At 73.8% G+C, this 21260-nt stretch carries 14 protein-coding genes and 1 tRNA gene; 3 read left to right on the forward strand and 12 right to left on the reverse strand.

What is annotated here, in order from left to right; translation table 11 throughout:
- Nucleotides 1-264 precede the first annotated feature (264 nt).
- Complete coding sequence (locus ACH0BZ_RS04370) at nt 265-1929, forward strand: long-chain-fatty-acid--CoA ligase (protein WP_406896733.1); 1665 nt, start codon at nt 265-267, stop codon at nt 1927-1929.
- 9 nt (nt 1930-1938) lie between these two features.
- Here the strand turns inward: ACH0BZ_RS04370 and thrB are convergent, their stop codons facing one another.
- From thrB to argS, 5 genes are read right to left on the reverse strand one after another with little or no spacing between them, the layout of a single operon-like run.
- Complete coding sequence (gene thrB, locus ACH0BZ_RS04375) at nt 1939-2901, reverse strand: homoserine kinase (RefSeq protein WP_406896734.1); 963 nt, start codon at nt 2899-2901, stop codon at nt 1939-1941.
- The gene (gene thrC / locus ACH0BZ_RS04380) at nt 2898-3980 is read right to left on the reverse strand and encodes a threonine synthase (RefSeq protein WP_406896735.1); all 1083 of its coding nucleotides are present in this window, start codon (nt 3978-3980) and stop codon (nt 2898-2900) included. The genes thrB and thrC overlap by 4 nt, the downstream gene beginning before the upstream one ends.
- Nucleotides 3977-5326 carry a homoserine dehydrogenase gene (locus tag ACH0BZ_RS04385; RefSeq protein ID WP_406896736.1) on the reverse strand — a complete coding sequence of 450 codons (1350 nt, stop codon included), beginning with the start codon at nt 5324-5326 and terminating at the stop codon, nt 3977-3979. Before ACH0BZ_RS04385 ends, thrC begins: the two co-directional genes overlap by 4 nt.
- On the reverse strand, nt 5323-6741 hold the full coding sequence (gene lysA / locus ACH0BZ_RS04390; RefSeq protein WP_406896737.1) for a diaminopimelate decarboxylase: 1419 nt from the start codon (nt 6739-6741) through the stop codon (nt 5323-5325). Before lysA ends, ACH0BZ_RS04385 begins: the two co-directional genes overlap by 4 nt.
- Nucleotides 6738-8390: an arginine--tRNA ligase gene (gene argS, locus ACH0BZ_RS04395; protein ID WP_406896738.1), complete on the reverse strand. Its 1653-nt coding sequence runs from the start codon at nt 8388-8390 to the stop codon at nt 6738-6740. The genes lysA and argS overlap by 4 nt, the downstream gene beginning before the upstream one ends.
- A gap of 185 nt (nt 8391-8575) precedes the next feature.
- On the opposite strand from argS, the gene ACH0BZ_RS04400 reads away from it, so the two are divergent.
- Nucleotides 8576-8651 (forward strand) — tRNA-Arg (locus ACH0BZ_RS04400).
- Between the two features lie 77 nt (nt 8652-8728).
- Here ACH0BZ_RS04400 and ACH0BZ_RS04405 read toward each other — a convergent pair.
- From ACH0BZ_RS04405 to ACH0BZ_RS04425, 5 genes are all read right to left on the reverse strand, one after another.
- Nucleotides 8729-9208, reverse strand: coding sequence for a MarR family winged helix-turn-helix transcriptional regulator (locus ACH0BZ_RS04405; RefSeq protein ID WP_406896739.1), 480 nt, complete (start codon nt 9206-9208; stop codon nt 8729-8731).
- 75 nt (nt 9209-9283) lie between these two features.
- Complete coding sequence (locus ACH0BZ_RS04410; protein ID WP_406896740.1) at nt 9284-11896, reverse strand: AAA family ATPase; 2613 nt, start codon at nt 11894-11896, stop codon at nt 9284-9286.
- On the reverse strand, nt 11893-13074 hold the full coding sequence (locus ACH0BZ_RS04415; RefSeq protein ID WP_406896741.1) for an exonuclease SbcCD subunit D: 1182 nt from the start codon (nt 13072-13074) through the stop codon (nt 11893-11895). Before ACH0BZ_RS04415 ends, ACH0BZ_RS04410 begins: the two co-directional genes overlap by 4 nt.
- Before the next feature lie 50 nt (nt 13075-13124).
- Nucleotides 13125-13817 carry a hypothetical protein gene (locus ACH0BZ_RS04420; protein WP_406896742.1) on the reverse strand — a complete coding sequence of 231 codons (693 nt, stop codon included), beginning with the start codon at nt 13815-13817 and terminating at the stop codon, nt 13125-13127.
- A gap of 53 nt (nt 13818-13870) precedes the next feature.
- Nucleotides 13871-16837, reverse strand: a complete 2967-nt coding sequence (locus ACH0BZ_RS04425; RefSeq protein WP_406896743.1) for a DEAD/DEAH box helicase — start codon at nt 16835-16837, stop codon at nt 13871-13873.
- Between the two features lie 209 nt (nt 16838-17046).
- Here ACH0BZ_RS04425 and ACH0BZ_RS04430 point away from each other — a divergent pair, with 209 nt between their 5' ends.
- Nucleotides 17047-17748: an HNH endonuclease family protein gene (locus ACH0BZ_RS04430; RefSeq protein ID WP_406896744.1), complete on the forward strand. Its 702-nt coding sequence runs from the start codon at nt 17047-17049 to the stop codon at nt 17746-17748.
- Nucleotides 17749-17784: 36 nt separating this feature from the next.
- On the opposite strand, the gene ACH0BZ_RS04435 is transcribed toward ACH0BZ_RS04430, so the two are convergent.
- Entirely contained in the window at nt 17785-19191 is a 1407-nt protein-coding gene (locus ACH0BZ_RS04435) for a DUF222 domain-containing protein (RefSeq protein WP_406896745.1), read from the reverse strand.
- Between the two features lie 145 nt (nt 19192-19336).
- Nucleotides 19337-21229, reverse strand: coding sequence for a DEAD/DEAH box helicase (locus ACH0BZ_RS04440; RefSeq protein ID WP_406896746.1), 1893 nt, complete (start codon nt 21227-21229; stop codon nt 19337-19339).
- Nucleotides 21230-21260 lie beyond the last annotated feature (31 nt).

Raw genomic sequence — 21260 nt, forward strand, 5'->3', positions numbered from 1 at the left:
GTCGGAGGAACGACCTGAGGCGAAACGGGGTCCCGAGGAGCCACTCGCCGTGGGATCGTTCCCCTCCCGACCGGACCGCGTCTCGGGAACGCGGCAGTGAAACGACCTGGGGAGAGGACGACCGGGCGTCCGTGGCTTCGCCAAGCATACTACCCGGCGCCCGGTCCCACGCATCCCACCGTGGCGAGTCCCGCCTCGGGAGGTCCCCGCCGGCGGACAGCGGTAACCTACAGCCCATCGTCCCCGGATACGGAGGGAGCCGCCGTGATCGGCACCATGCGCGACGCGCCACTGCTCGTCTCCCGGATCCTCACCCATGGCGGCGACCGCCACGCCGCCTCCACAGTCACCGGCTTCGACTCGCACCTGCGCCCTCAGACCGCGCGGTTCGAGGTGATCGCCGCGCGGTCCGCCGCCACCGCCCACGCCCTCGCCGAGCTGGGCGTGGGCGAGGGCGACGTGGTCGCCGTCCTGTCCGGGAACCGCACCGAGTTCGTCGAGGCCCTGTTCGCCGTGCCGTCGATGGGAGCCGTCGCCCTCCCGGTCAACATCCGGCTCCCCCACTCGACCATCGTCGCCCTGCTCCGGGACGCCGGGGTGAGCGTGCTCCTCGCCGACCCGCTGTGGGCGGCGCTCGCCGGCGAGGCCGCCGGGCTCGTCGAGAGCATCCGCCACCTCGTCCTCTTCGGCGCCGAGGTGCCCGACCCCGTGGCGGGGGGCACCGGCGCCGAGATCCACGCCCTCGAGGCGCTCCTCGACGGTCGGGCCACCACCTACCCGTGGCCGGGCCTCGACGAGCGCGCCGCGGCCGTCATCTCCCACACCTCCGGTACCACCGGCAGCCCCAAGGCCGTGGCCTACACCCACCGCTCGATCTGGCTGCACTCCATGCAGATGTGCATGGCGGAGTGCTCGGCCCTCCAGCCCGCCGACACCGTGCTCACGACCATCCCCTGCTACCACGTCATGGCGTGGGGCCTGCCGCACGCGTCCTTCCTCTCCGGGTCCTCGCTGGTCATGGCCCGCCCCCGCCCGCCGGAGCCCCTCCCCTCCGGCCGCGAGGTCGCCGCCCTCCTCGCGACGTTCCGGCCCACCAAGGCCGCCACCACGCCTATCGTCCTCGCCGGCCTCTTGCGCCACCTCGACGAGCACCCCCAGCCGCTGGGGCACCTGCGCGAGGTCCTCGTGGGCGGTTCCGCCGTCCCGCCGGCCCTGTTCGACGCGTTCTCGGACCGGCACGGCATCACCGTGATCCAGGCCTACGGGCTCACCGAGACCAGCCCCGTGGTGGCAGCGGCGCGGCCCGACCCGCGGTCCTCCGCCACCGAACGCCGCGAGCAGGTCCTCAGCCAGGGCCGGTTCCCCGCCGGCGTGGAGGCCCGCCTCGTCGACGGCGGCACGACCCAGCCCCACGACGGCGCCACCGTCGGCGAGCTGCAGCTGCGCGGCCCCTGGGTCACGGCCCGGTACCTCGACGACCCCGACGACACCGGCGGGCGGTTCGAGGACGGCTGGCTGCGCACCGGGGACATGGCCACCATCTCCCCCAAGGGCTTCCTCACCGTAGTGGACAGAGTGGACGACATCATCCTCTCCGGCGGCGAGTGGATCTCCACGGTCGAGCTGGAGAACGCGGTGATGCTCGACGACCGCGTCGCGGAGGCGGCCGTGATCGGCGTCCCGGACGACCGCTGGGGACACCGACCGCTCGTCGTGGTGCACCTCAAGCCCGGGGCCACGGCCACCGCCCGCTCCCTGTGGGAGGCGATGGAGGGCGAGGTCGACCTGTGGAAGCGACCCGATCACTGGGCCTTTGTCGACGAGATCCCGCGCACCTCGGTGGGCAAGTACGACAAGCGCGCGATCCGCGGACGCCACACGGCGGGGTCGTACCGGGTCACGACCATCGCGCCCGGGGCCACCAGGTGACGCGCGGCGTCAGGCGTCGGTGACGACCCGGGCGCCGTCGGCGATCTCCAGATCGAGCACCCGCCACCCCTCGGACTCCGCCTCCTGACGCAGGTCCGCGGGCAGCGGCGCCGTCCCCAGGACGAGGACGGTCGGGCCCGCGCCGGACACGGTCGCGGCCAGGCCACGCTCGCGCAGTCGGCCCACCCACCGGGTGGTGCCGACGAGCGCCGGCGCCCGGTACGGCTGGTGCAGGCGGTCCTCGGTGGCGGCGAGGAGGAACTCCGGGTGGGACGCCAGCGCCACCGACATAAGCGCGGCTCTACTGGCGTTGAAGGCGGCGTCGGAGTGCGGCACGGTCGCCGGCAGCAGGCCCCGCGTCTGGGCGGTGGAGGAGGTCTCCGACGGCACGAGCACGGTGGCGACCACGGACGGGTCCACCTTCATGCGGACCGCTCGGTACCGGACGTCGACCTCGGACCGTTCCGTCCACGAGATCACCACGCCGCCCAGGACGCTCGCCGCGGCGTTGTCCGGGTGCCCCTCGAACTCGCTGGAGAGCTGGACCAGGTGCTCGGTGCGCAGGACGCGCCCCATGAGGCCGTCCGCGGCAACGAGCCCGCCGACCGCGGCCGACGCCGAGGACCCCAGGCCCCGCGAGTGCGGGATCGCGTTGACGCACTCGATTCGCACGCCCGGGACCCCGACGCCGCCGGCCCGCAGGCCGGCCTCGACGGCCTTGGCCACGAGGTGCGAGGCGTCGAGCGGGACGTCGCCCTCCCCCTCGCCCGTCACCGCGAGCTCGAGGCCCGACTCGATGACGGTGACGGTGATGCGGTCGTACAGACCCAGCGCCACGCCGAGGGCGTCGAAGCCCGGGCCGAGGTTCGCGCTGGACGCGGGCACCTCGACGGTGACCGTGCGCCCCACGGGCAGGATGCGCCCGCCGGAGCTGCCGAAGACCTCGGGTCCGGTTCCGCTCACGCCGCTCACTCCAGACCGAGCGCGCCGGCCACCGCGGACGGGTCGACCGGGACCGGCTCGACCTCGGGCATCCCCAGCAGGGCGGTGTCCGGGTCCTTGAGCCCGTTGCCCGTCACGGTGCAGACGATGGTCTGGCCGGCCTCGAGCTCGCCGCCCGCGTGCGCGTCGAGCAGGCCCGCCACCGAGGCGGCCGAGGCGGGCTCCACGTAGACGCCGTCCTTGCCGGCTACTGTGCGGTACGCCTCGAGGATCTGCTCGTCGGTGCGCTTGCGGAAGGTGCCGCCGGACTCCTCCTTGGCGGTGACCGCGCCGTCCCACGACGCGGGCGCACCGATCCGGATGGCAGTGGCGATGGTCTCCGGGTTCCTGACCGGCGCGCCGTCGACGAGCGGGGCGGCGCCGGCGGCCTGGACGCCCATCATGCGCGGGCGGGTCGAGATGATCCCGTCGGCGTGGTACTCGGTGTAGCCCTTCCAGTACGCGGTGATGTTGCCCGCGTTCCCGACGGGCAGGAAGTGCAGGTCTGGGGCTTTGCCCAGCACGTCGACGATCTCGAACGCCGCGGTCTTCTGCCCCTCGATGCGCACGGGATTGACCGAGTTGACCAGGCCGATCTCCGGGTAGGTGGCGGTGGTCTTGCGCGCCAGCTCCAGGCAGTCGTCGAAGTTGCCGTCGATCTGGATGATCGTGGCGCCCATCATCACCGCCTGCGCGAGCTTGCCGGCCGCGATCTTGCCCTGCGGGATGAGCACGGCGCACTCCATACCCGCGCGGGTGGCGTACGCGGCGGCGGAGGCCGAGGTGTTGCCGGTGGACGCGCAGAGGACGGCCTTCTGGCCGCGCGCCTTGGCGTCGGTGACCGCCATGGTCATGCCGCGGTCCTTGAACGACCCGGTGGGGTTGAGTCCCTCGACCTTGAGGTAGACGTCGCAGCCGGTCACCGAGGACAGGTGCGGGGCCGGGACGAGCGGGGTGCCACCCTCGTAGAGGGTGACGGCCTCCCAGTCGTCCCCGATGGGCAGGCGGTCCCGATACGCCTCGATGAGACCGGGCCAGCGGCGGTGCACGGGCTGGTGGGTGTTGCTCATTCGTTGTCCACTCCCTCGAGACGGATGACGCTGGTGACGGCCGTGACGACCTCCTGATCGGCGAGCGCGGCCACGGTGTCGGCCAGGGCCCGCTCGGAGGCCCGGTGCGTGAGCACGGTGAGCTCGGCGGTGGGTGGCTCCGTGGCCTCGACGCCCTCGGGTGCCCCCACCTCGGTCTGCCGCACCTGTGCGATGGAGACGCCGTGGGTCGAGAACTCGGCGGCCACCTGGGCGAGCACCCCCTGGCGGTCCGCCACGCGCAGCCGCACGTGGTACCGGGTGGAGACCTCACCCATCGGGGCCACCGGCAGGGCCGCGTAGGTGGACTCGCCGGGAGCGCGGCCGCGGAGCACCTTGTTGCGAGCCGCCGCGACGAGGTCGCCGAGGACCGCAGACGCGGTGGGGGCACCGCCGGCACCCTGTCCGTAGAACATGAGCCGACCGGCCGCCTCGGCCTCCACGACGACCGCGTTGTACGCACCGTTGACCGACGCGAGCGGATGGGTCAACGGCAGCAGCGCCGGGTAGACGCGGGCCGAGACCGCCTGGCCGCCCTCCGGGCGGGTGACCTTCTCGCAGATGGCGAGCAGCTTGATGGTGCAGTCCATGTCGCGCGCCGACTCGATGTCGTTGGAGGTGATCCGGGAGATCCCCTCCCGGTAGACGTCGGCGGCGGTGACCCGGGTGTGGAAGGCGATGGAGGCGAGGATCGCGGCCTTGGCGGCGGCGTCGTAACCCTCGACGTCGGCGGTCGGGTCGGCCTCCGCGTAGCCGAGGCGTCCGGCCTCGGCGAGGGTCTCGGCGTAGTCGGCGCCCGTCGACTCCATCTCCGAGAGGATGTAGTTGGTGGTGCCGTTGACGATCCCCACGACGCGCTCGATCTGGTCGCCCGCCAGCGAGCGGCGCAGGGGCCCGACCACCGGGATCGCGCCGGCCACGGCGGCCTCGAAGTACAGGTCCGCTCCGGACCCGTCGGCCGCCTCCGCCAGCTCGTCGGTGTACTCGGCCAGAAGTGCCTTGTTGGCGGTGACCACGGACTTGCCCCGCCGGAGGGCCTCCAGGAGGAGGGGACGGGGCACGTCGATGCCGCCCATGAGCTCGACGACGACGTCGACGTCGTCCCGGACCACGAGCGATTCCGCGTCGGCCGTGAGGAGCGCCGTGTCCAGCCCGCGGTCGCGTGACAGGTCGCGCACCGCGACCCCGCGCAGGGCGAGCGGGCCGCCGATGCGCGCGGTGAGCTCGTCGGAGTGCTCGGTCATATACCGGATCACCTCGGTGCCGACGGTGCCCATCCCGAGCACCGCCACCCCTACGGGTCGCACCGACGCCGCTGCGTCGCTCACTGTCCCACCTCCAGGCTCGTCAGATCGTCCAGGGTCTCACGGCGGAGCACGAGCCGTGCCCGGCCGTCGCGGACCGCCACCACGGCGGGCCGCCCGATGAGGTTGTACCGGCTCGACATCGAGTAGCAGTACGCCCCGGTGGCGGCCACCGCCACCAGGTCGCCGTCCCCGACGTCCTCCGGCATCCACAGGTCGCGCACCACCACATCGCCGCTCTCGCAGTGCTTGCCCACGAGGCGCGCGAGCACGGTGTCCGCGGACGAGGACCGGCCGACCAACCGGGCGTCATAGGCGGCGTCGTACAGGGCGGTGCGAATGTTGTCGCTCATCCCGCCGTCCACGCTGAGGTAGCGGCGTTTCTCCCCGCCGGACAGCTCGACGTCCTTGACGGTCCCCACCCGGTACAGGGTGATGGTCCCGGGGCCCGCGATCGCCCGGCCCGGCTCCACCACCAGCCGCGGGGCGGAGAGCTCCTCGGACTCGGCGACGCTCGCGACGATCTCGGTGAGCGTGGCCGCCAGCTCCGGAAGCGGCGGCGGGTCGTCGGACTCCACGTAGCTGATGCCCAGGCCGCCGCCGAGGTCCACGGTCGCGATCTGCGCGGTCTTGGCCGCGCCGAACTCGTCCACCACGTCGCGCAGCAGCCCGATGACCCGGCGCGCGGCCAGCTCGAAACCGTCGGTCTCGAAGATCTGGGAACCGATGTGGCTGTGCAGGCCGGTGAGGCGGATGTTCTCGCAGTCGAAGATGCGGCGGATCGCGTCCATCGCGGCGCCGCCGGCGAGGGAGAAGCCGAACTTCTGGTCCTCGTGGGCGGTGGCGATGAACTCGTGGGTGTGCGCCTCGACGCCCACGGTGATCCGCACGAAGACGTCCTGGACGACCCCGGCCGCCCCGGCGACCCGCTCGAGCCGCTCGATCTCCTGGAAGGAGTCCACGACGACGTGGCCGACGCCGGAGAAGACCGCCAACTCGAGTTCCTCGACGGACTTGTTGTTGCCGTGGACGGTCACGCGCTCGGCCGGAAAACCGGCGCCGAGCGCCACGGCCAGTTCCCCGCCGGTCGCGACATCCATGCTCAGCCCCTCCTCGGCCACCCAGCGGGCGATCTCGGAGCACAGGAACGCCTTGGAGGCGTAGTGGACGCGGTCGGCACCACCGAACGCCTCGGCCATGTCGCGGCACCGGGAGCGGAAGTCATCCTCGTCGATGACGAACAGCGGGGTCCCGTACTCGGCGGCCAGCTCGTCGACGCCCACGCCGGCGATCTCCACCACGCCGTCGTCCCGGCGCCGGGCGCCGCGCGGCCACACCGTGGCGGGCAGCGTCATCTCGTCGGCCGCGGTCTCCGGCCGCTCGCCGAGGACTGCGGCGCGCGGGAACTCGTGCCGGGGCCCGGCCGGGTGCGCGCTCACATCCGCTCCGGGGCGGTGACGCCGATCAGCTCGAGGCCGTTGGCGAGGGTCTGGCGAGTGGCCGAGCTCAGTGCGAGCCGAGCGGCGTGCAGCGGGCCCGCCTCCTCGTCGCCCATCGGCAGGACGCGGCAGGTGTCGTAGAAGCGGTGGTAGGCCGCCGCGAGCTCCTCGAGGTAGCGGGCCACCCGGTGCGGCTCGCGCAGGTCGGCGGCACTGGCGACCACCCGCGGGAACTCGCCGATGGTCCGGATGAGCGCGCCCTCGCGGTCCTCGACGAGCAGCGAGAGGTCTGCGCCGTCGGCCGTCACGCCGAGGTCGGCCGCGTTGCGCGCGAGCGAACACAGCCGGGCGTGGGCGTACTGCACGTAGAACACCGGGTTGTCGTTGGTCGCCGACGCCCACAGCTGCAGGTCGATGTCCATGGTCTGGTCCACCGAGGAGCGGATGAGCGCGTAGCGTGCGGCGTCCACGCCAATCGCCTCGACGAGGTCGTCGAGCGTGATCACCGTGCCGGCGCGCTTGCTCATCTTGACCGGGACGCCGTCGCGCACGAGGTTGACCATCTGACCGATGAGCACCTCGATCGTCGCCGGGTCGTGGCCCAGCGCCGCGGCGGCCGCCTTGAGCCGGGCGATGTAGCCGTGGTGGTCGGCGCCCAGCATGTAGATGCACAGGTCGAAGCCGCGCTCGCGCTTGTCGAGGAAGTAGGCGATGTCGCCGGCGATGTAGGCCGCGTCGCCGTCCGACTTGAGGACCACCCGATCCTTGTCGTCGCCGAAGTCGGTCGAGCGCAGCCACCACGCGCCCTCGGACTCGTAGAGGGTGCCGTTGCCCTTGAGGGTCTCGATGGCCCGGTCCACGGCGCCCGAGGTGAACATCGAGTTCTCGTGGGTGTAGACGTCGAAGACCGTCCCGAACTCCGCGAGCGAGGACTTGATGTGGTCGAACATGAGGTCCACGCCCGCCGCCCGGAAGGTCTCGAGCCGCTCGGCCTCCGACTGATCGAGCACGTCCGGGTGGTCGGCCACGACCCGCGCCGCTATGTCCTCGATGTACGAGCCCGCGTAGCCGTCCTCGGGGGTCGGCTCGCCCTGTGCGGCGGCCAGCAGCGAGCGGCTGAAGCGGTCGATCTGCGCACCGTGGTCGTTGAAGTAGTACTCGCGGGTCACCGCGGCGCCGGACGCCTCGAGGATCCGACCGAGCGCGTCGCCGACGGCCGCCCAGCGGGTGCCGCCGAGGTGGATCGGCCCCGTGGGGTTGGCGGAGACGAACTCGAGGTTGACGCGGCGGCCGGCGAGCGCGTCGCCGTGCCCGTACGCGGCCCCCCGCTTGAGGACGGTCGCCACGAGCGAGCCCTGGGCGCCCGAGTCGAGCCGGATGTTGAGGAAGCCGGGGCCGGCGATCTCGGCGGAGGCGATGCCCGGATCGTCGGCCAGAACCCGTGCCAGCTCCTGGGCGAGGTCGCGCGGTGCGGTCCCCACCTTCTTGGCCAGCTGGAGGGCGATGTTGGTGGCGTAGTCGCCGTGCTCGGGGTTGCGGGGGCGCTCCACGGTCACCGTGTCGGGGACGACCGAGACGTCGGCCCCGCGCTCGGTGAGGACGGCGAGGACGGCGGCGCGGACGACGGCGGCGAGATCGGCGGGAGTCACGTCTTCCCATCCTAGGTGTCCGCCGGTCGGCGGGGGAATCGGACGGCCGCCGCGGCCCGTCCGCGCGTCGGCGGCGGGTCCGATGCGGTGCCCGGATCGGGCCGGTGCTACGATCGGTCTCGCCGTTCGGCCGGTGCCCCCGCGGGGAGCCGACCACGGCCTCCGGCCCCGGCGGCCGGTATCCCGCCCTCGTAGCTCAGGGGATAGAGCGTTGGTTTCCGGTACCAAAGGTCAGGGGTTCGATTCCCTTCGGGGGCACCAGCGAAAACCCCCTCCCACCTGCATCGATGCAGGATCGGGAGGGGGTTTCGTCGTTCACGGGCGGCGGCCGGGCCCGCTCAGGAGGGCAGCGTGATGCCGTCGATCTCGTCGATCCGGGCGATGATCCGGTCGTAGATGTTCGTGAGCGCGAGCACCTCGTCCTCGCTGAGGACGTCGATGAAGAGCTGCCGGACCTTCTCCACGTGCTTGGGGGCCACCTCCCCGATCGCCCGCGCCCCCTCGGGGGTGAGGCTGACGACCGTGCCGCGTCCGTCCTCGGCGCAGGTGCCCTTGGCCACGAGTCCGCGTCCCTCCATGCGGCGGACCTGGTGCGACACGCGGCTGCGGTCCCAGCCGAGCGCGGCGCCGAGCTCGCGGGCGCGCAGGCCCGGCCCGTCGGCCTCGCTGAGGCACACGAGCACCGAGTAGTCGGACTGGGACATCGCGGCGTCGCGCTGCAGCTGGCGCTCCATCGCGAGTTCGAGCAGCTGATTGACGTGCCTGTACCGACGCCACATGCGCTGCTCGTCGTCGTTCAACCAGCGGGTCTCGCTCATTGGTCTATTACAGCACGAGAGCGGCCCGCAGCCGTGGCCCACCATCCCGCCCCCGCGTTCGCGCCGTTCCCGGGCTCACCCCTCCTCGTCGAGGACGGTCCCCATGACGTGCGACCGGGCGCCCCCGATCCCGGCGAACCGGGCGCGGTCACACGTGAGGACGACGACCTGCGTCGACTCCCCCGCGGCCGCGAGTACCGCGCCCATCGCGAACCGTCGGGTCGGGTCCGTGAAGCCCAGCGTGTCGTCGAGGAACACCGGGACCCCGTCGGAGCCGACGATCCGCGCACACGCCACCCGGACGATGAGCGCGAGCTGCTCGCGCGCCCCGCCGGACAGGGAGGCGTACGGCACCGTCTCCTCGCCGAGCCGGCGGGAGGTGATGGTGAGGTCCTCCGCCAGCTCGACGTCGAATTCGCGGCCGTAGACGAGACGCCCCAGGTCCACCACCGCACGGTGGAAGGGCTCCTGGTAGCCGCGCATCGCCTCGGCCCGCCGCTCGGTGAGGGTGCGGTGCAGCAGGTCCGCGGCGCGGGCCCGGCGCCACAGCGCCGCGTCGTCCCGCTCGGCGGAGTCGTACTCGCGCTCGGCGAGCTCACTGCGCTCGAGCAGGCCCTGGTCGCCGAGGTGGGACACGACGCCCTTGATAGTGGACACCTCGTCGGCGGCGCGCCGTTCCTCCTCGCGCAGTGACGCGACCGAGGCCCGCGCGTTCTCGAGCAGTCCGGGCGGTGCGTCCGCGAGCGCCTCGTCGAGCAGGCGGCGGGCCTCGACGTGCTCCCGGTCCGCCGCCGCCCGCGCGTCCTCCGCCGTCTCCAGGGCGCCGGCCAGGTCGTCGTCGGTGTTCTCCCGGCGTGCGGTCGCCACTCGAGCGGCGAGCGCGTCCGCGGCCTCCCGGGCGTCGGCGAGGCGGGCCGCGTGCACGGCCTGCTCCGCGCTGCACCCGTTCAGGATCGCCGCGGCCTCCCCCTCGGCGGCGCGGGCGGCGGCGACGGCCGCCTCGGCCTCCCGCACCGCGTCGGCCGGATCGCCGGGGTCCGCGTCCGCCTCGTCGTCGCCGGGCTCGTCCTTCACGGCGAGTTCCGCGATCAGCGTGTCGCGGCGCGCAGCGAGCTCCGCGGCGGTGGACCGGCCCAACAGGTCTGCGCGCCGACCGCGCAGGGCGTCCGCCTCGACGCCGAGTTCGCGGTACCGCCGGAGCCGCTCGTCCGCCTCGGCCGGGGTGGCTACCCCGGCGTCGGCGAGCAGCGCCTCGGCGCGCTCGCGGGCGCGCCGAGCGTCGTCGCGTGCCGCGGTCGAGTTCCCGGACGGGCTCACCGTCAGATCCACCTCGCCGACGCTGACCGTGGTGGGATCGACCACCGAGGTGCGCCACCCGGCCGCGGCGTCGATCGCCTCGCCCTCGATCCGGGCCTCTCCCCTGCCGCCGATCTCGAGCACCGGCGCGCCCGCGGTGAGGCGGGCCTCCGCGGAGCGCGCCGCGTCGGCGGCATCGCGGATCGCGTCCACGGCCTCCTGGGTGATCCGGACCGACTCCCGGTCGGCCTCGACCTTCTCGAGGTCCGCCTCGACCTTCTCGAGCGCGGCCAGGGTGTCGGTCAGCGAGGCGAGCTCGTCCCGCGCCCGCTCCCGCTCCCGGCGCCGGCGGGCCCGCTCGACGCGGATCCGGGCCCGGTCCGCGGCGTCCTCCGCCGCCCGGAGCGCCTCCCGGGCGGAACGCGCGCCGGTGGTGGCGTCCGCCAGCCGCGCGTCGACGTCGGCCGACGCCCCGGCGAGCCGCTCGGCCCTGCCCGCCGCGTCCTCGGCGTCCTTCGTCAGGTCCCGGCGCTCGCCGAGCAGCCGCCGCGCGGTCTCCTCGGCGGTGGACGCCCGCTCGGCCGTCGCCTCCTTCTCGCGGAGGTCCGCGCGCAGCCCGGCGGCGGCCTCGTGTGCCTTCTCGAGCCGGTCGAGCTCGGCCTGCGCGGTCACCAGGGCGTCCGCCCGGACCCGGTGCGCGGACTCCGCTGTCGCGAACGCCGCCACGGCCCCCTCGTGCTCGTCCACCCCGGCGCGCGCCCGGTCACGCTCCTCCCGTGCGGCGGCGAGTCGGTCCCGGGCGCGTGCCAGCTCCCCGGTCGGCTCGCCCCGCGCGGCGGTGAGGTAGCGCTCGCGCTCCTGCCGTACCCGCTCGAGCAGCGAGTCGTCACCGGTGGGGTCCGCCCCGCCCGCGGCCGCGTCGAGTGCCCGGCGCAGCGAGTCCGAGTCCCCCGCCCCGGCGACCTGCGCCGCCGGGCTGTCCTGGTCCACCCGCAGGGCCGACCACAGCGGCCAGTCCACCTCGGTGTCCAGGAGCCTGCGCACCTCGTCGTGAGCGTCGTCCGCCGTGAGGGCCGGCCGGGTCGAGCCGGGGAACTCGAGGACGGTCTTCTTCCCGCGGACGAACTCCTTGCGGTAGCGCATCCGTGTGCCGTCGATCGTGAACTCGGCCTCCACGACCACCGGGACGTCCCGTCCCACCGGCGCGGCCGCCCGGACGCCCGCCTTGGTCGACGACGCCTTGTGTTCGAGCAGCATGTGGAGCCCGTCCACGAGGCTGGTCTTGCCGGATTCGTTGGGCCCCTCGACCACCGTCACGCCGGTGTCGGGGAACCGGACCTCCTCGCGGCGCACGCCGCGGAAGTCCTCGAGGAGCAGGCGGTGCAGGATCATCGGGCATCCTCCCCGGCCAGTCGGTAGAGCAGACCGAGCGCGTTGCCGGCGTCCTCCGCCGCGGGATCGGACGACGCGGCGAGCTCCCGGAGGTCCTCGACGGCGCGGCCCGCGTAGCCGCCGACGAGGCCGGAGAAGTCCGCGTCCTCGGGTCGCACCACGAGGTGGGTGTTCCGTTCCCACACGCGCGCCGAGGCGAAGAGCTCCGACCACCGCTCCAGGCACGAGTCGATCCGGGCCCGGAGCGCCACGCCGACCGCGCCCGTGAGACCCAGCCGGAGCACGGTGCGGACCTTGTCCGGCGCCTCCTCCACCCGCTCGACCAGCGCGTCCATGTCGCCGTCCGTCTCGATCACCGCGTGGAGCGTCCGGAAGGACCAGCGCCCGGTGCGCTGCGGCGTGACCTCGCACGTCCCCCCGTCCGCGGCCCGTCCGGCCAGTCGCACGAGGAGGGCGTGACCGGAGTCGTCCTCCACATCGTCGAAGTCGGTGGCCTCCGGGCTGCCGGAGTACCAGATGCGGTCGCCGGAGCCGACGCGGGTCACGGAGTGCCGGTCGCCCAGCGCCACGTAGTCGACGAGCCCCGCCGTCACCGCCGCCTCGAGCCGCGCCACCGGGATCGCCTCCACGGACGGGGAGCTCCCGCCGTACACCTCGTCGGTGGACCCGTGGGCGAGGAGGATCCGCAGGCCGTCGGTCGGCTCCAGCGCGTCGAGCAGCGTGGCCAGCCGGGACGGGTCGGGACGCTTGGACGTCCACGGGACGCCCACCACCTCGACGCCGGGCACCACCTCCAGCGGTTCCGGGCCGTCGACCACCCGGACCGGTCCGCCGGAGGTGGCCGCGGCGAAGTCGGGGTGGCGCAGGACCGAGGAGACGTCCAGCGGGTCGTGGTTACCCGGCAGGATCACCACCGGCACGGGGAAGCCCGAGAGCGCCTCGGCGGCGCGCAGGACCTCCCGGCGCGGGACCGCGTTGTGCTCGAACGCGTCCCCGGCCACCACGACGAACCGGGCGTCGTACTCGGTGGCGAGGTCGGCGAGCGCGGACACCGCCGCGAGCCGGTCGGAGGCGAAGACCGCCTGCGACTCGGCGCCCAGGAAGTGCCGGGTCATGCCGAGCTGCCAGTCGGCGGAGTGGACGAATCGGACGTCGGGTCGGGACCGGTCGGTGGTCATGGCCGCATGGTAGGACGCGGGTACGACAGGGCCGTTCGGGCGGCGCCGGCTCACCGCGCCCGGTACCGGCCGAACGCGTCGAGGAAGTCCTCGAGATCGGCCACCACCCGCATCTGTTCGAGCGGATCCCGGGTGGCCGCGGCCGCCATCCTGCGGGCCACCGGCGCGTCGAGCAGGTCCTCCAGTCCTGCCGGTGCGGGGTCGGGGACCATCGGCAGGAGCGGGTCCTCGCCCCACAGTGCCTCCTCGACGTCGACCCCGAGCGCCTCCCCCGACGCGCCCGGGGACGCCCCGAGCACGTCCGCGCCCAGACCACGGAGACCGAAGAGTGCCTCGGGCGAGCGGTCCCACCACTCGACGACCACGCACCCGGCGGCCACCACGTGCCGGCACGGGCCCGGCTGCACCGGACACGGGCACGAGAACCGGGTGGCGCCCTCGACGGCGGGGACGAGCAGGAAGCCCACCCGGTCGGAGTACCGCCCGGCCAGGGCCGCGAGCACTCCACCCTCCCCCGAGCGCAGCTCGCGCCGCAGGGCCTCGGCATCCGGACCGTCCAGCTCGGCAAAGGCGAACTCCACGGTGAAGGGCTCGGGTCGGCTGCCCGCCACGTCGCACCGCACGACGCGTCCCGAGTGCTCGAGCGAGAGCACCTTCCCCACCCGCGCGTCGACCCGCGCCTGCCGGGCCTCCCTGGGCGCGGCCCCGGCCTCCAGGTCGGCGATCCAGCGCCGGCTCCACATGTGTGTCCCGAACGCACCCGCCCGATTGCGCGTCCGGATCCCCCGCCGGGCCGTCACGGCTCCCCCTCCCGGCTCCGGACGTAGTCGGCCAGCGAGATCACCTGCGCGAGCTCCTCGTCGCCGAGCTCGGTGAGCGCCCCCGCGAGCGGGCCGAGCGTCATGTCCGCGAGCTCCCGCTTGGCCACCAACAGCTCGTCGATCCTGTCCTCCACCGTCCCGGGCGCGACCATCGTCCGCACCTGCACCGTCCGCGTCTGTCCGATCCGGTGTACCCGGTCGGTGGCCTGGTTCTCCACCGCCGGGTTCCACCAGCGGTCCAGGTGGACGACGTGGTTGGCCTCCGTGAGCGTGAGGCCTGTACCACCGGCCTTGAGGGAGGCGAGCATGACTCGCGGCCCGTCCGGCGACTGGAAGTCGCGCACCATCTCGGCCCGTCCGGCCGCACTCACGCCGCCGTGGAGGAACGGCACGGCGCCCGCCGACCGGCGTTCGAGGAGCGGCAGCAGCAGATCGCCGAAGGCCCGGTACTGCGTGAAGAGAAGGACCTTCTCCCCCGCGTCGAGGATCTCGGCGAGCACCTCGTCGAGTGCGGCGACCTTGCCCGACCGGTGCCGGCCGCCGCGCAGCAGCCCGGAGCCGTCGCCGAGGTAGTGGGCCGGGTGGTTGCACACCTGCTTGAGCGCGGTGAGCCCCGAGAGGATCGCCCCCTTGCGCGAGGCGCCCTCCGCCTGGCTGACCTGTTCCATCATGTCCTCGACCACCGCCTGGTACAGCGAGACCTGCTCGTGGGTGAGGGGCGCGTCCACCCGGATGTGCAGCTTGTCCGGAAGATCCGCCATGACGCGGGGATCGGACTTGAGCCGGCGCAGGACGAACGGCGCCGCGAGCGTCCGGAGCCGGGCTGCCGCCGCCTCGTCACGGTGCGACTCGACGGGGACGGCGAAGCGCGCCCGGAAGGTACTCGCCGACCCGAGGAGGCCGGGGTTGGCGAAGTCGAACACCGCCCGTAGCTCGTCGAGCCGGTTCTCCACGGGGGTTCCGGTGAGGGCCACCCGGTGCTCCGCACCGATCGTACGGAGGGCTCGCGCAACGGCCGTAGAGGGGTTCTTGACGGTCTGCGCCTCGTCCGCGACCACCCGCCGCCACGGCACCGTCGAGAGCAGCTCCACGTCGCGCGACGCGGTGCCGTAGGAGGTGAGCACGAGGTCGGCGGCGCCGAGGACCTCGGCGGCCCCCTCCCCGCGGGCGCGCCCGGGTCCGTGGTGCACGGCCACGGTCAGCTCGCGGGCGAAGCGCTCGGCCTCCCGGCGCCAGGTGGAGACCAGGGTGAGGGGGGCGACGACGAGGGTCGGCCCCCGCGGACCCGCGGCGTGTTCCGCGGCGGTCAACGCGAGGACCTGGACGGTCTTGCCCAGGCCCATGTCGTCGGCCAGGACCGCCCCGGTCCCGGATGCCGCGAGCGCGGCGAGCCAGTCCAGCCCCTCCTGCTGGTAGGGCCGCAGGGTGGCGGCGAACCAGTCCGGCAGGGCCGTCGGCCCGGGGTCCGCGGCGGCGGTCCACGCCAGGGTCGTCGGCCCCTCGACCTCCACCCCCTCCGCCTCCTCCGAGGCGAGTGCGGCGACGAGCGCGGCCGGCGTGGTCCGCTCCCCGCGTCGCAACGCGAGGAACCGGGCCGCGCGCCGCAGGGCCCCGGCGTCGGCGCGGACCCAGCGGCCACGGAGCCGCACGAGGTCCGACGCCGAGTCGAGCATCTGTTGCAGCTCGACGGCGTCGACCGGCTCGTCGTCGACCACCATCTCCCAGTCCACGTCCGCGAGCTGGTCCAGGCCGAGGCGCCTGCCGGTGTCGACCGCCTCCGTGCCCGGTTCTGGCACCACGACCCTGACGGCCGTACGGACGCGGGTCCACGCCCGCGGCAGAAGGACCTCGACCCCGTGGCCCCGCAGGGCCTCGATCCCGGTGTCGACGAGGTCCACCACGAGGTCCGGGGTCAGCAGCAGGTCGGGACCGGTCTCGGCGGGGTCGGCGTGCCCGAGCGGCGTCCACGCCCGCACGGCGCGGTCCACCACGTCACGCACCGGCTCGGCCACCGCCGCCGGATCCGGCAGCTCGCCGTAGGGCCGCAGAGCGTCGCCGCCCGCCCGCACCAGGACCTCGAGCCGCCAGGCGGGGGCGGCCGGGTCCGCGGTATCCTCCCCGGGTTCGGCGATCCGGAACACCACGTCCACGTCTCGGGCGACGGCGGCCCGACCGAACTCCCGGACCGCCTCGGCCAGCGCCTGCCCCGCCGAGGCGACCTCGCCGCCCGACACCAGGGCGGCACCGAGCTCGCTGCGCCGGTCCGCGGCGAGCGGGGCGAGCGCGGCCCGCGCGTGGTGGTCCGCCAGCGCGGCGAGCAGCCGGTCGAGCTCCTCGCGGCCCGCGACGAGGCCGTGGCAGCGGTCGGCGCTCTCGGCGGTCCAGGCCGCGACCGTCGGCGAGGCGACGAGCCGCCACGAGGCGTCCCAGGCGCCGTCGAGCCGCGTGAGGACGGGAACCACGTGCCCCGCAGAGACGAACGCCGCCACCCCTGCAGACAGCGTCGCCAGGGCCCGGAGCCCGGCCCCCGCCCAGTCCGGGGCGGATGCGTGCGGGATGCCTCCGTGCGGGACCGCCCCGGCGCGGCCCGGCAAGGCATGGTCGGCCAGCTCGAGCGCCCGCGCGAGCGAGATCCTGATCCCGGGCACCGTCGCCGCCCGGACACGCCCCTCGACGGGGACCGACACCGTGACGCGGTGCGCCAGGCGTGCGGCGCCGAGGAGCGAGACCACCTCGTCCGGGGCGCCCGCCCTGGCCACCGCGGTCACCGATGCCGCCGGCGCCACCGATCGTGGGCGGCCCAGGCCGGTGTCGCACCAGAGCGAGACGACCCCCGAGTCCCAGACGGCGTGCAGCCGGGGGCGCGCGGCGACGGTGTGGGCGGCGACGTCGCTGCCGCCCACACCGCCTCCCTCACCGGCGTCCCCGCTGTCGACCGTCACGTCCACATGTAAGCACGGTGCCCCGACATTGCCGGACGCGGACGCCGCCAGCCCGGTGTCCACAGCCTCGGGGCGCCTCCACAGGCGACCGCTCCGAGGCGCCTCGTCGGGCTTGTCCGTCACCGCCGCCGCCCATACTGCTGACCGTGCGCCCGCTCCGCCCGCTCCGCCCGCCCCGATCGCCCCGATCGCCTGGTCTCGTCCCACCGATGCCACGCCGCGCCGTCGCCGCGGCGCTGGCCGTGGCCGCGGCGCTCGCGGCCGTGTGGTGGGCCGAGCGCCCGAGCGGCTCGGCGCCCGGCAGCCCCGACCGCGCCGCGGTGCAGGCCCTGCTCGGCGCCGTCGAGGTGGTTCCCGAACGGCCACGCCGGCCGGGTTACGAGCGGGACTGCTCCGGCGCCTCGGCGTGTGTGTTCGGCCCGGCGTGGAGCGACACCACCGGCGCACCGGGGTCCGGGAACGGCTGCTCGACCCGACTGGACGTGTTGGCCCGCGACCTCGTCCGCGCGGCGGCCGTCCCCGGTGAGGCCTGCGCGGTGAGCGGCGGGCTGCTGGTCGATCCCTACACCGGCCGGATCGTCGACGTGGACCGCACAGGCCTACGGGGCATCCACGTCGATCACGTCTACCCACTCTCCGCCGCGTGGGACCTGGGCGCCTGGCAGTGGCCGGCCGGGCTCCGGGCCGCGTTCGCCAACGACATGGACCGCAACCTCGTGGCCGTGGCGGGGTCGGTGAACACACACAAGAGCGACTCCACGCCCGCTGACTGGATGCCCCCGGCCCCCGACCGGCACTGCTTCTATGCGGCCCGCTACCTCACGGCCGCCGTCGCCTACGGGCTACCCGTGACAGTCGACGACCACGACGCTCTCGCCGTCGCCGCGGACCGGTGCCCGCGGGGTCGGTGAGCGGCCCCTATGCGACCGGCCGAGCTTGATGTCCAGCTAGGGATCGTCCGGCTGGTCGCCGGCGCGCTGGACGCGGTCGAACCAGCGCACCGCGGCGACGCCGAGGAGCTGATCACGGGCGCGCGCGAGCATGCCGTCGGGATAGGTGCGGTACTCGTGCCCGGTTTCGGTGAGGATGATCAGTTCGCCGTCACCCCTCGGCCCCGGCAGATAGGTCCAGGGTCCGAAGGTCTTCTCCAGGTGATGGTTCTTACACAGGCACACCAGGTTCCACTCGGCGGTGGGGCCGCCCCGGGCGGGATCCGCCTTGTCAAAGGCCAGGACATGATCGATCTCACAGTCCTCGGCCTTGACCTTGCACCCCGGGTGCCGGCATGTTCCGTCACGCAGCCGGATGCGCCGCTTGAGTGCCTCGGACAGGAAGTACTTCATCGGATCCTGATCCTCGTCCTCGGCGCCGGGCAGCGGGTCCACCAGACGGAAGCGGGCGCCACCGTTCTCCTCCGCCAGGACCTGACCACACAGCCAGTCGAACGACGAGTAGGCCCCGCGGACGAACTCCACCCGCTCGGGCATGCCCTCAGCCGCCGCGGCGATGACGGTGATCTCCACGCGCGGCCGGCGCGCTGCTGTCGTCCCCGCCGTCCCGCCTGTCGTCCCCGGCGCCTCGTCGGCGGGGCCGTCCTCCCCGAGCCGGGCCAGGGCGTCGGCCTGACGCTGGGCCGCGGTGCGGGGATCGGTGGGATCGGTATCGGCATCCGCGGCGGTCCGGAGGCGGACCTCGAGGGCGGCCGCATCCTCGGTGGGCAGCATCGCCCACATCGACGTCATCCCCTGCCCCTTTGGACGGAACGACACCCGCCGCTCCTCGCGGGCGGCCTCGTGTTGACGATCGAGCTCGTCGCGGTCCACGCCCTCCATGGCGCGGTCGATGAACTCCCCCAGTGAGCCGCGTGTGGGCGGATCCCCCTGGTCGAGGCGGGTGCGGATACCGCGCAGGACCTCGCACTCCACCTCGTGGACCAGCCGGTCGGGCACCTTGGCGAGTCGGCACGCCAGGTCGACGATCATCGCTTCGTCGAGCACTCCCTCACGCGCGTGCCGGGACAGCCGGAACAGGCGGGTGTGCAGCTGGATCGCCGCCGTGACCAGGCGTCCGGCCTGCCAGGACGGCGCCCCCATCGCGGTGGTGACGTGCGAGCGAACGAGTCGCGCCGGCTCGAGTCGTGTGTACTCCGGACCGCGTCCACGCCCCTCCGCCTCGTCGCACCGATCCGCCTCTTCCGCTCGCCGGGTCGCCGCGCACACCATGGCGAAGACGGCGTCCAGCCGGTCGACCGCCGCGAGATTCTGCGCCCGCGTGAACCCCCGCGACGCCTCCACCAGCTCCGGCAGGGCCATCGCGGCCAGGGGCGACGCCGAGTCCATCGTGAGAACCGTCATCACCGCCACCCCCCGGAATCCGCAGGTCGAGCCCCCCTGACTCGAACTTGCGTTCCATCATATAGGCGGCGATCATATAGCGCAAGTGTTCGAACACGGGGTCGGTGGTCGCCCCTCCCCGCACGCGCTGTCGAGAGGCCTGGGCTCAGTAGCGGCCCTGGCCACCCCCGGAACGGCCACGGAACCCGCCGCGGCGGCCCTCGCCGTCGTCACCCCGGCGGTATCCCCCGTCGCTCCGGTCGCCGCGGTACCCGCCGCGGCCTCCCCGTCCCCCGCGGTGGTCGCCGCGATCGGACCGGAACGAGGACGGGCGCCCGGCGGGCGGGCCCGAGTCGGGCCGGATGTCGATCTCCTGGCCCCCGACCCGGATGCCCTTCATCGACGCGAGCTGGTCGGCAGGCAGGTCGGCGGGGAGCTCGACGAGCGAGTGGTCGAAGCGGATGGAGATGCGCCCGATGTCGCCGCCCCGCAGGCCCGCCTCGTTGGCCAGCGCACCCATGATCGAGCCCGGCTTGACGTTGTTCCGCTTGCCCACCGCGATCCGGAACTGGGCCATGTCCTTGCCCGAACGCGACGGGCGCGGGCCGTCGAAGTCCCGGGGCCCGCGGTCGCGGCGGTCCCCCCGGTCGTCCCGGCGGTCACGCCGGTCGTCCTGCCGGCGCGCGGGCCGCTCGGGCTCCTTCATGAGGAACTCGTCCGAGTTGCGCGACTGGGTGGCCAGCGCCGCGGCGATGTCGGACATCGAGACCGAGTGCTCGGAGGCGTACTCCTCGACCAGTCGCCGGAAGAGGGCGATGTTGGGGTCCTCGAGGCTCTCGGTGATGGACTGCGCGAACTTCTGCATACGCATCTCGTTGACGTCGTCCACGCTGGGCAGCTGGATCTCGGTCAGCGGCTGGCGTGTGGCCCGCTCGATCTGCGCGAGCAGCCTCCGCTCACGGGGGGTGACGAAGAGCAGAGCGTGGCCGCTGCGACCCGCACGGCCGGTGCGGCCGATGCGGTGGACGTAGGACTCCGTGTCGTGCGGGATGTCGTAGTTGACGACGTGGCTGATCCGGGGCACGTCGAGGCCACGCGCCGCCACGTCCGTGGCCACGAGGATGTCGGTCCGCCCGTCCTTGAGCGCGTCGATGGTGCGCTCGCGGAGGTTCTGCGGGATGTCGCCGTTGATCGGCGCCGCCGAGAATCCGCGGGCCCGCAGGCGCTCGGCGAGCTCCTCCGTGGCCTGCTTGGTGCGGACGAACATGATCATCGCGTCGAAGTCCTCGACCTCGAGGATCCGCGTGAGCGCGTCGAGCTTGTCGCGGTGATGGACCAGGACGTAGCGCTGCTCGATCGTCGAGGCCGTGGCCGTCCTGGACGCCACCTTCACCTCGGCGGGATCGGTGAGATACTGCTGCGAGATACGACGGATGGCCGCGGGCATGGTGGCCGAGAACAGGCAGACCTGGGTCGACTCCGGGGTGTCGGAGAGGATCCGCTCGACGTCCTCCTGGAAGCCCATGGTGAGCATCTCGTCGGCCTCGTCGAGGACGAGGTGGCGCAGGCCCGAGAGGTCGAGGGTGCCCTTCTCCAGATGGTCGATGACACGGCCCGGCGTACCCACGATGATCTGCGCGCCGCGGCGCAGGCCCGAGAGCTGGATGCCGTAGGCCTGGCCGCCGTAGATCGGCAGCACGTTGACCGTCGGCAGGTGCGCCGAGTACGTCACGCACGCCTCGGCCACCTGGAGCGCGAGTTCGCGGGTGGGCGCCAGGACGAGCGCCTGCGGGGCCTTCACCGCCGGGTCGATGAGCGAGAGGATCGGCAGCGCGAACGCCGCCGTCTTGCCGGTACCGGTCTGGGCGAGGCCCACGACGTCGCGACCGGCGAGGACGAGCGGGATGGTGGCGGCCTGGATCGCCGACGGGATCTCGTAGCCGACGTCGATGACGGCCTTGGCGACCTCGGGCGCGAGCCCCATGTCGGCGAACGTCGGGGCGTCGTGGTCGACCTCGTCGCCGGAAGCGGCGGTACGGTCGTCGTCGTCAGTGTTCATGAGGTCTCCCATGCTACGGCCTCCGGCCCCC

Origin of the sequence: Dietzia sp. 179-F 9C3 NHS (genome assembly GCF_045369825.1) — a bacterium.
Classification (GTDB): Bacteria; Actinomycetota; Actinomycetes; order Mycobacteriales; family Mycobacteriaceae; genus Dietzia.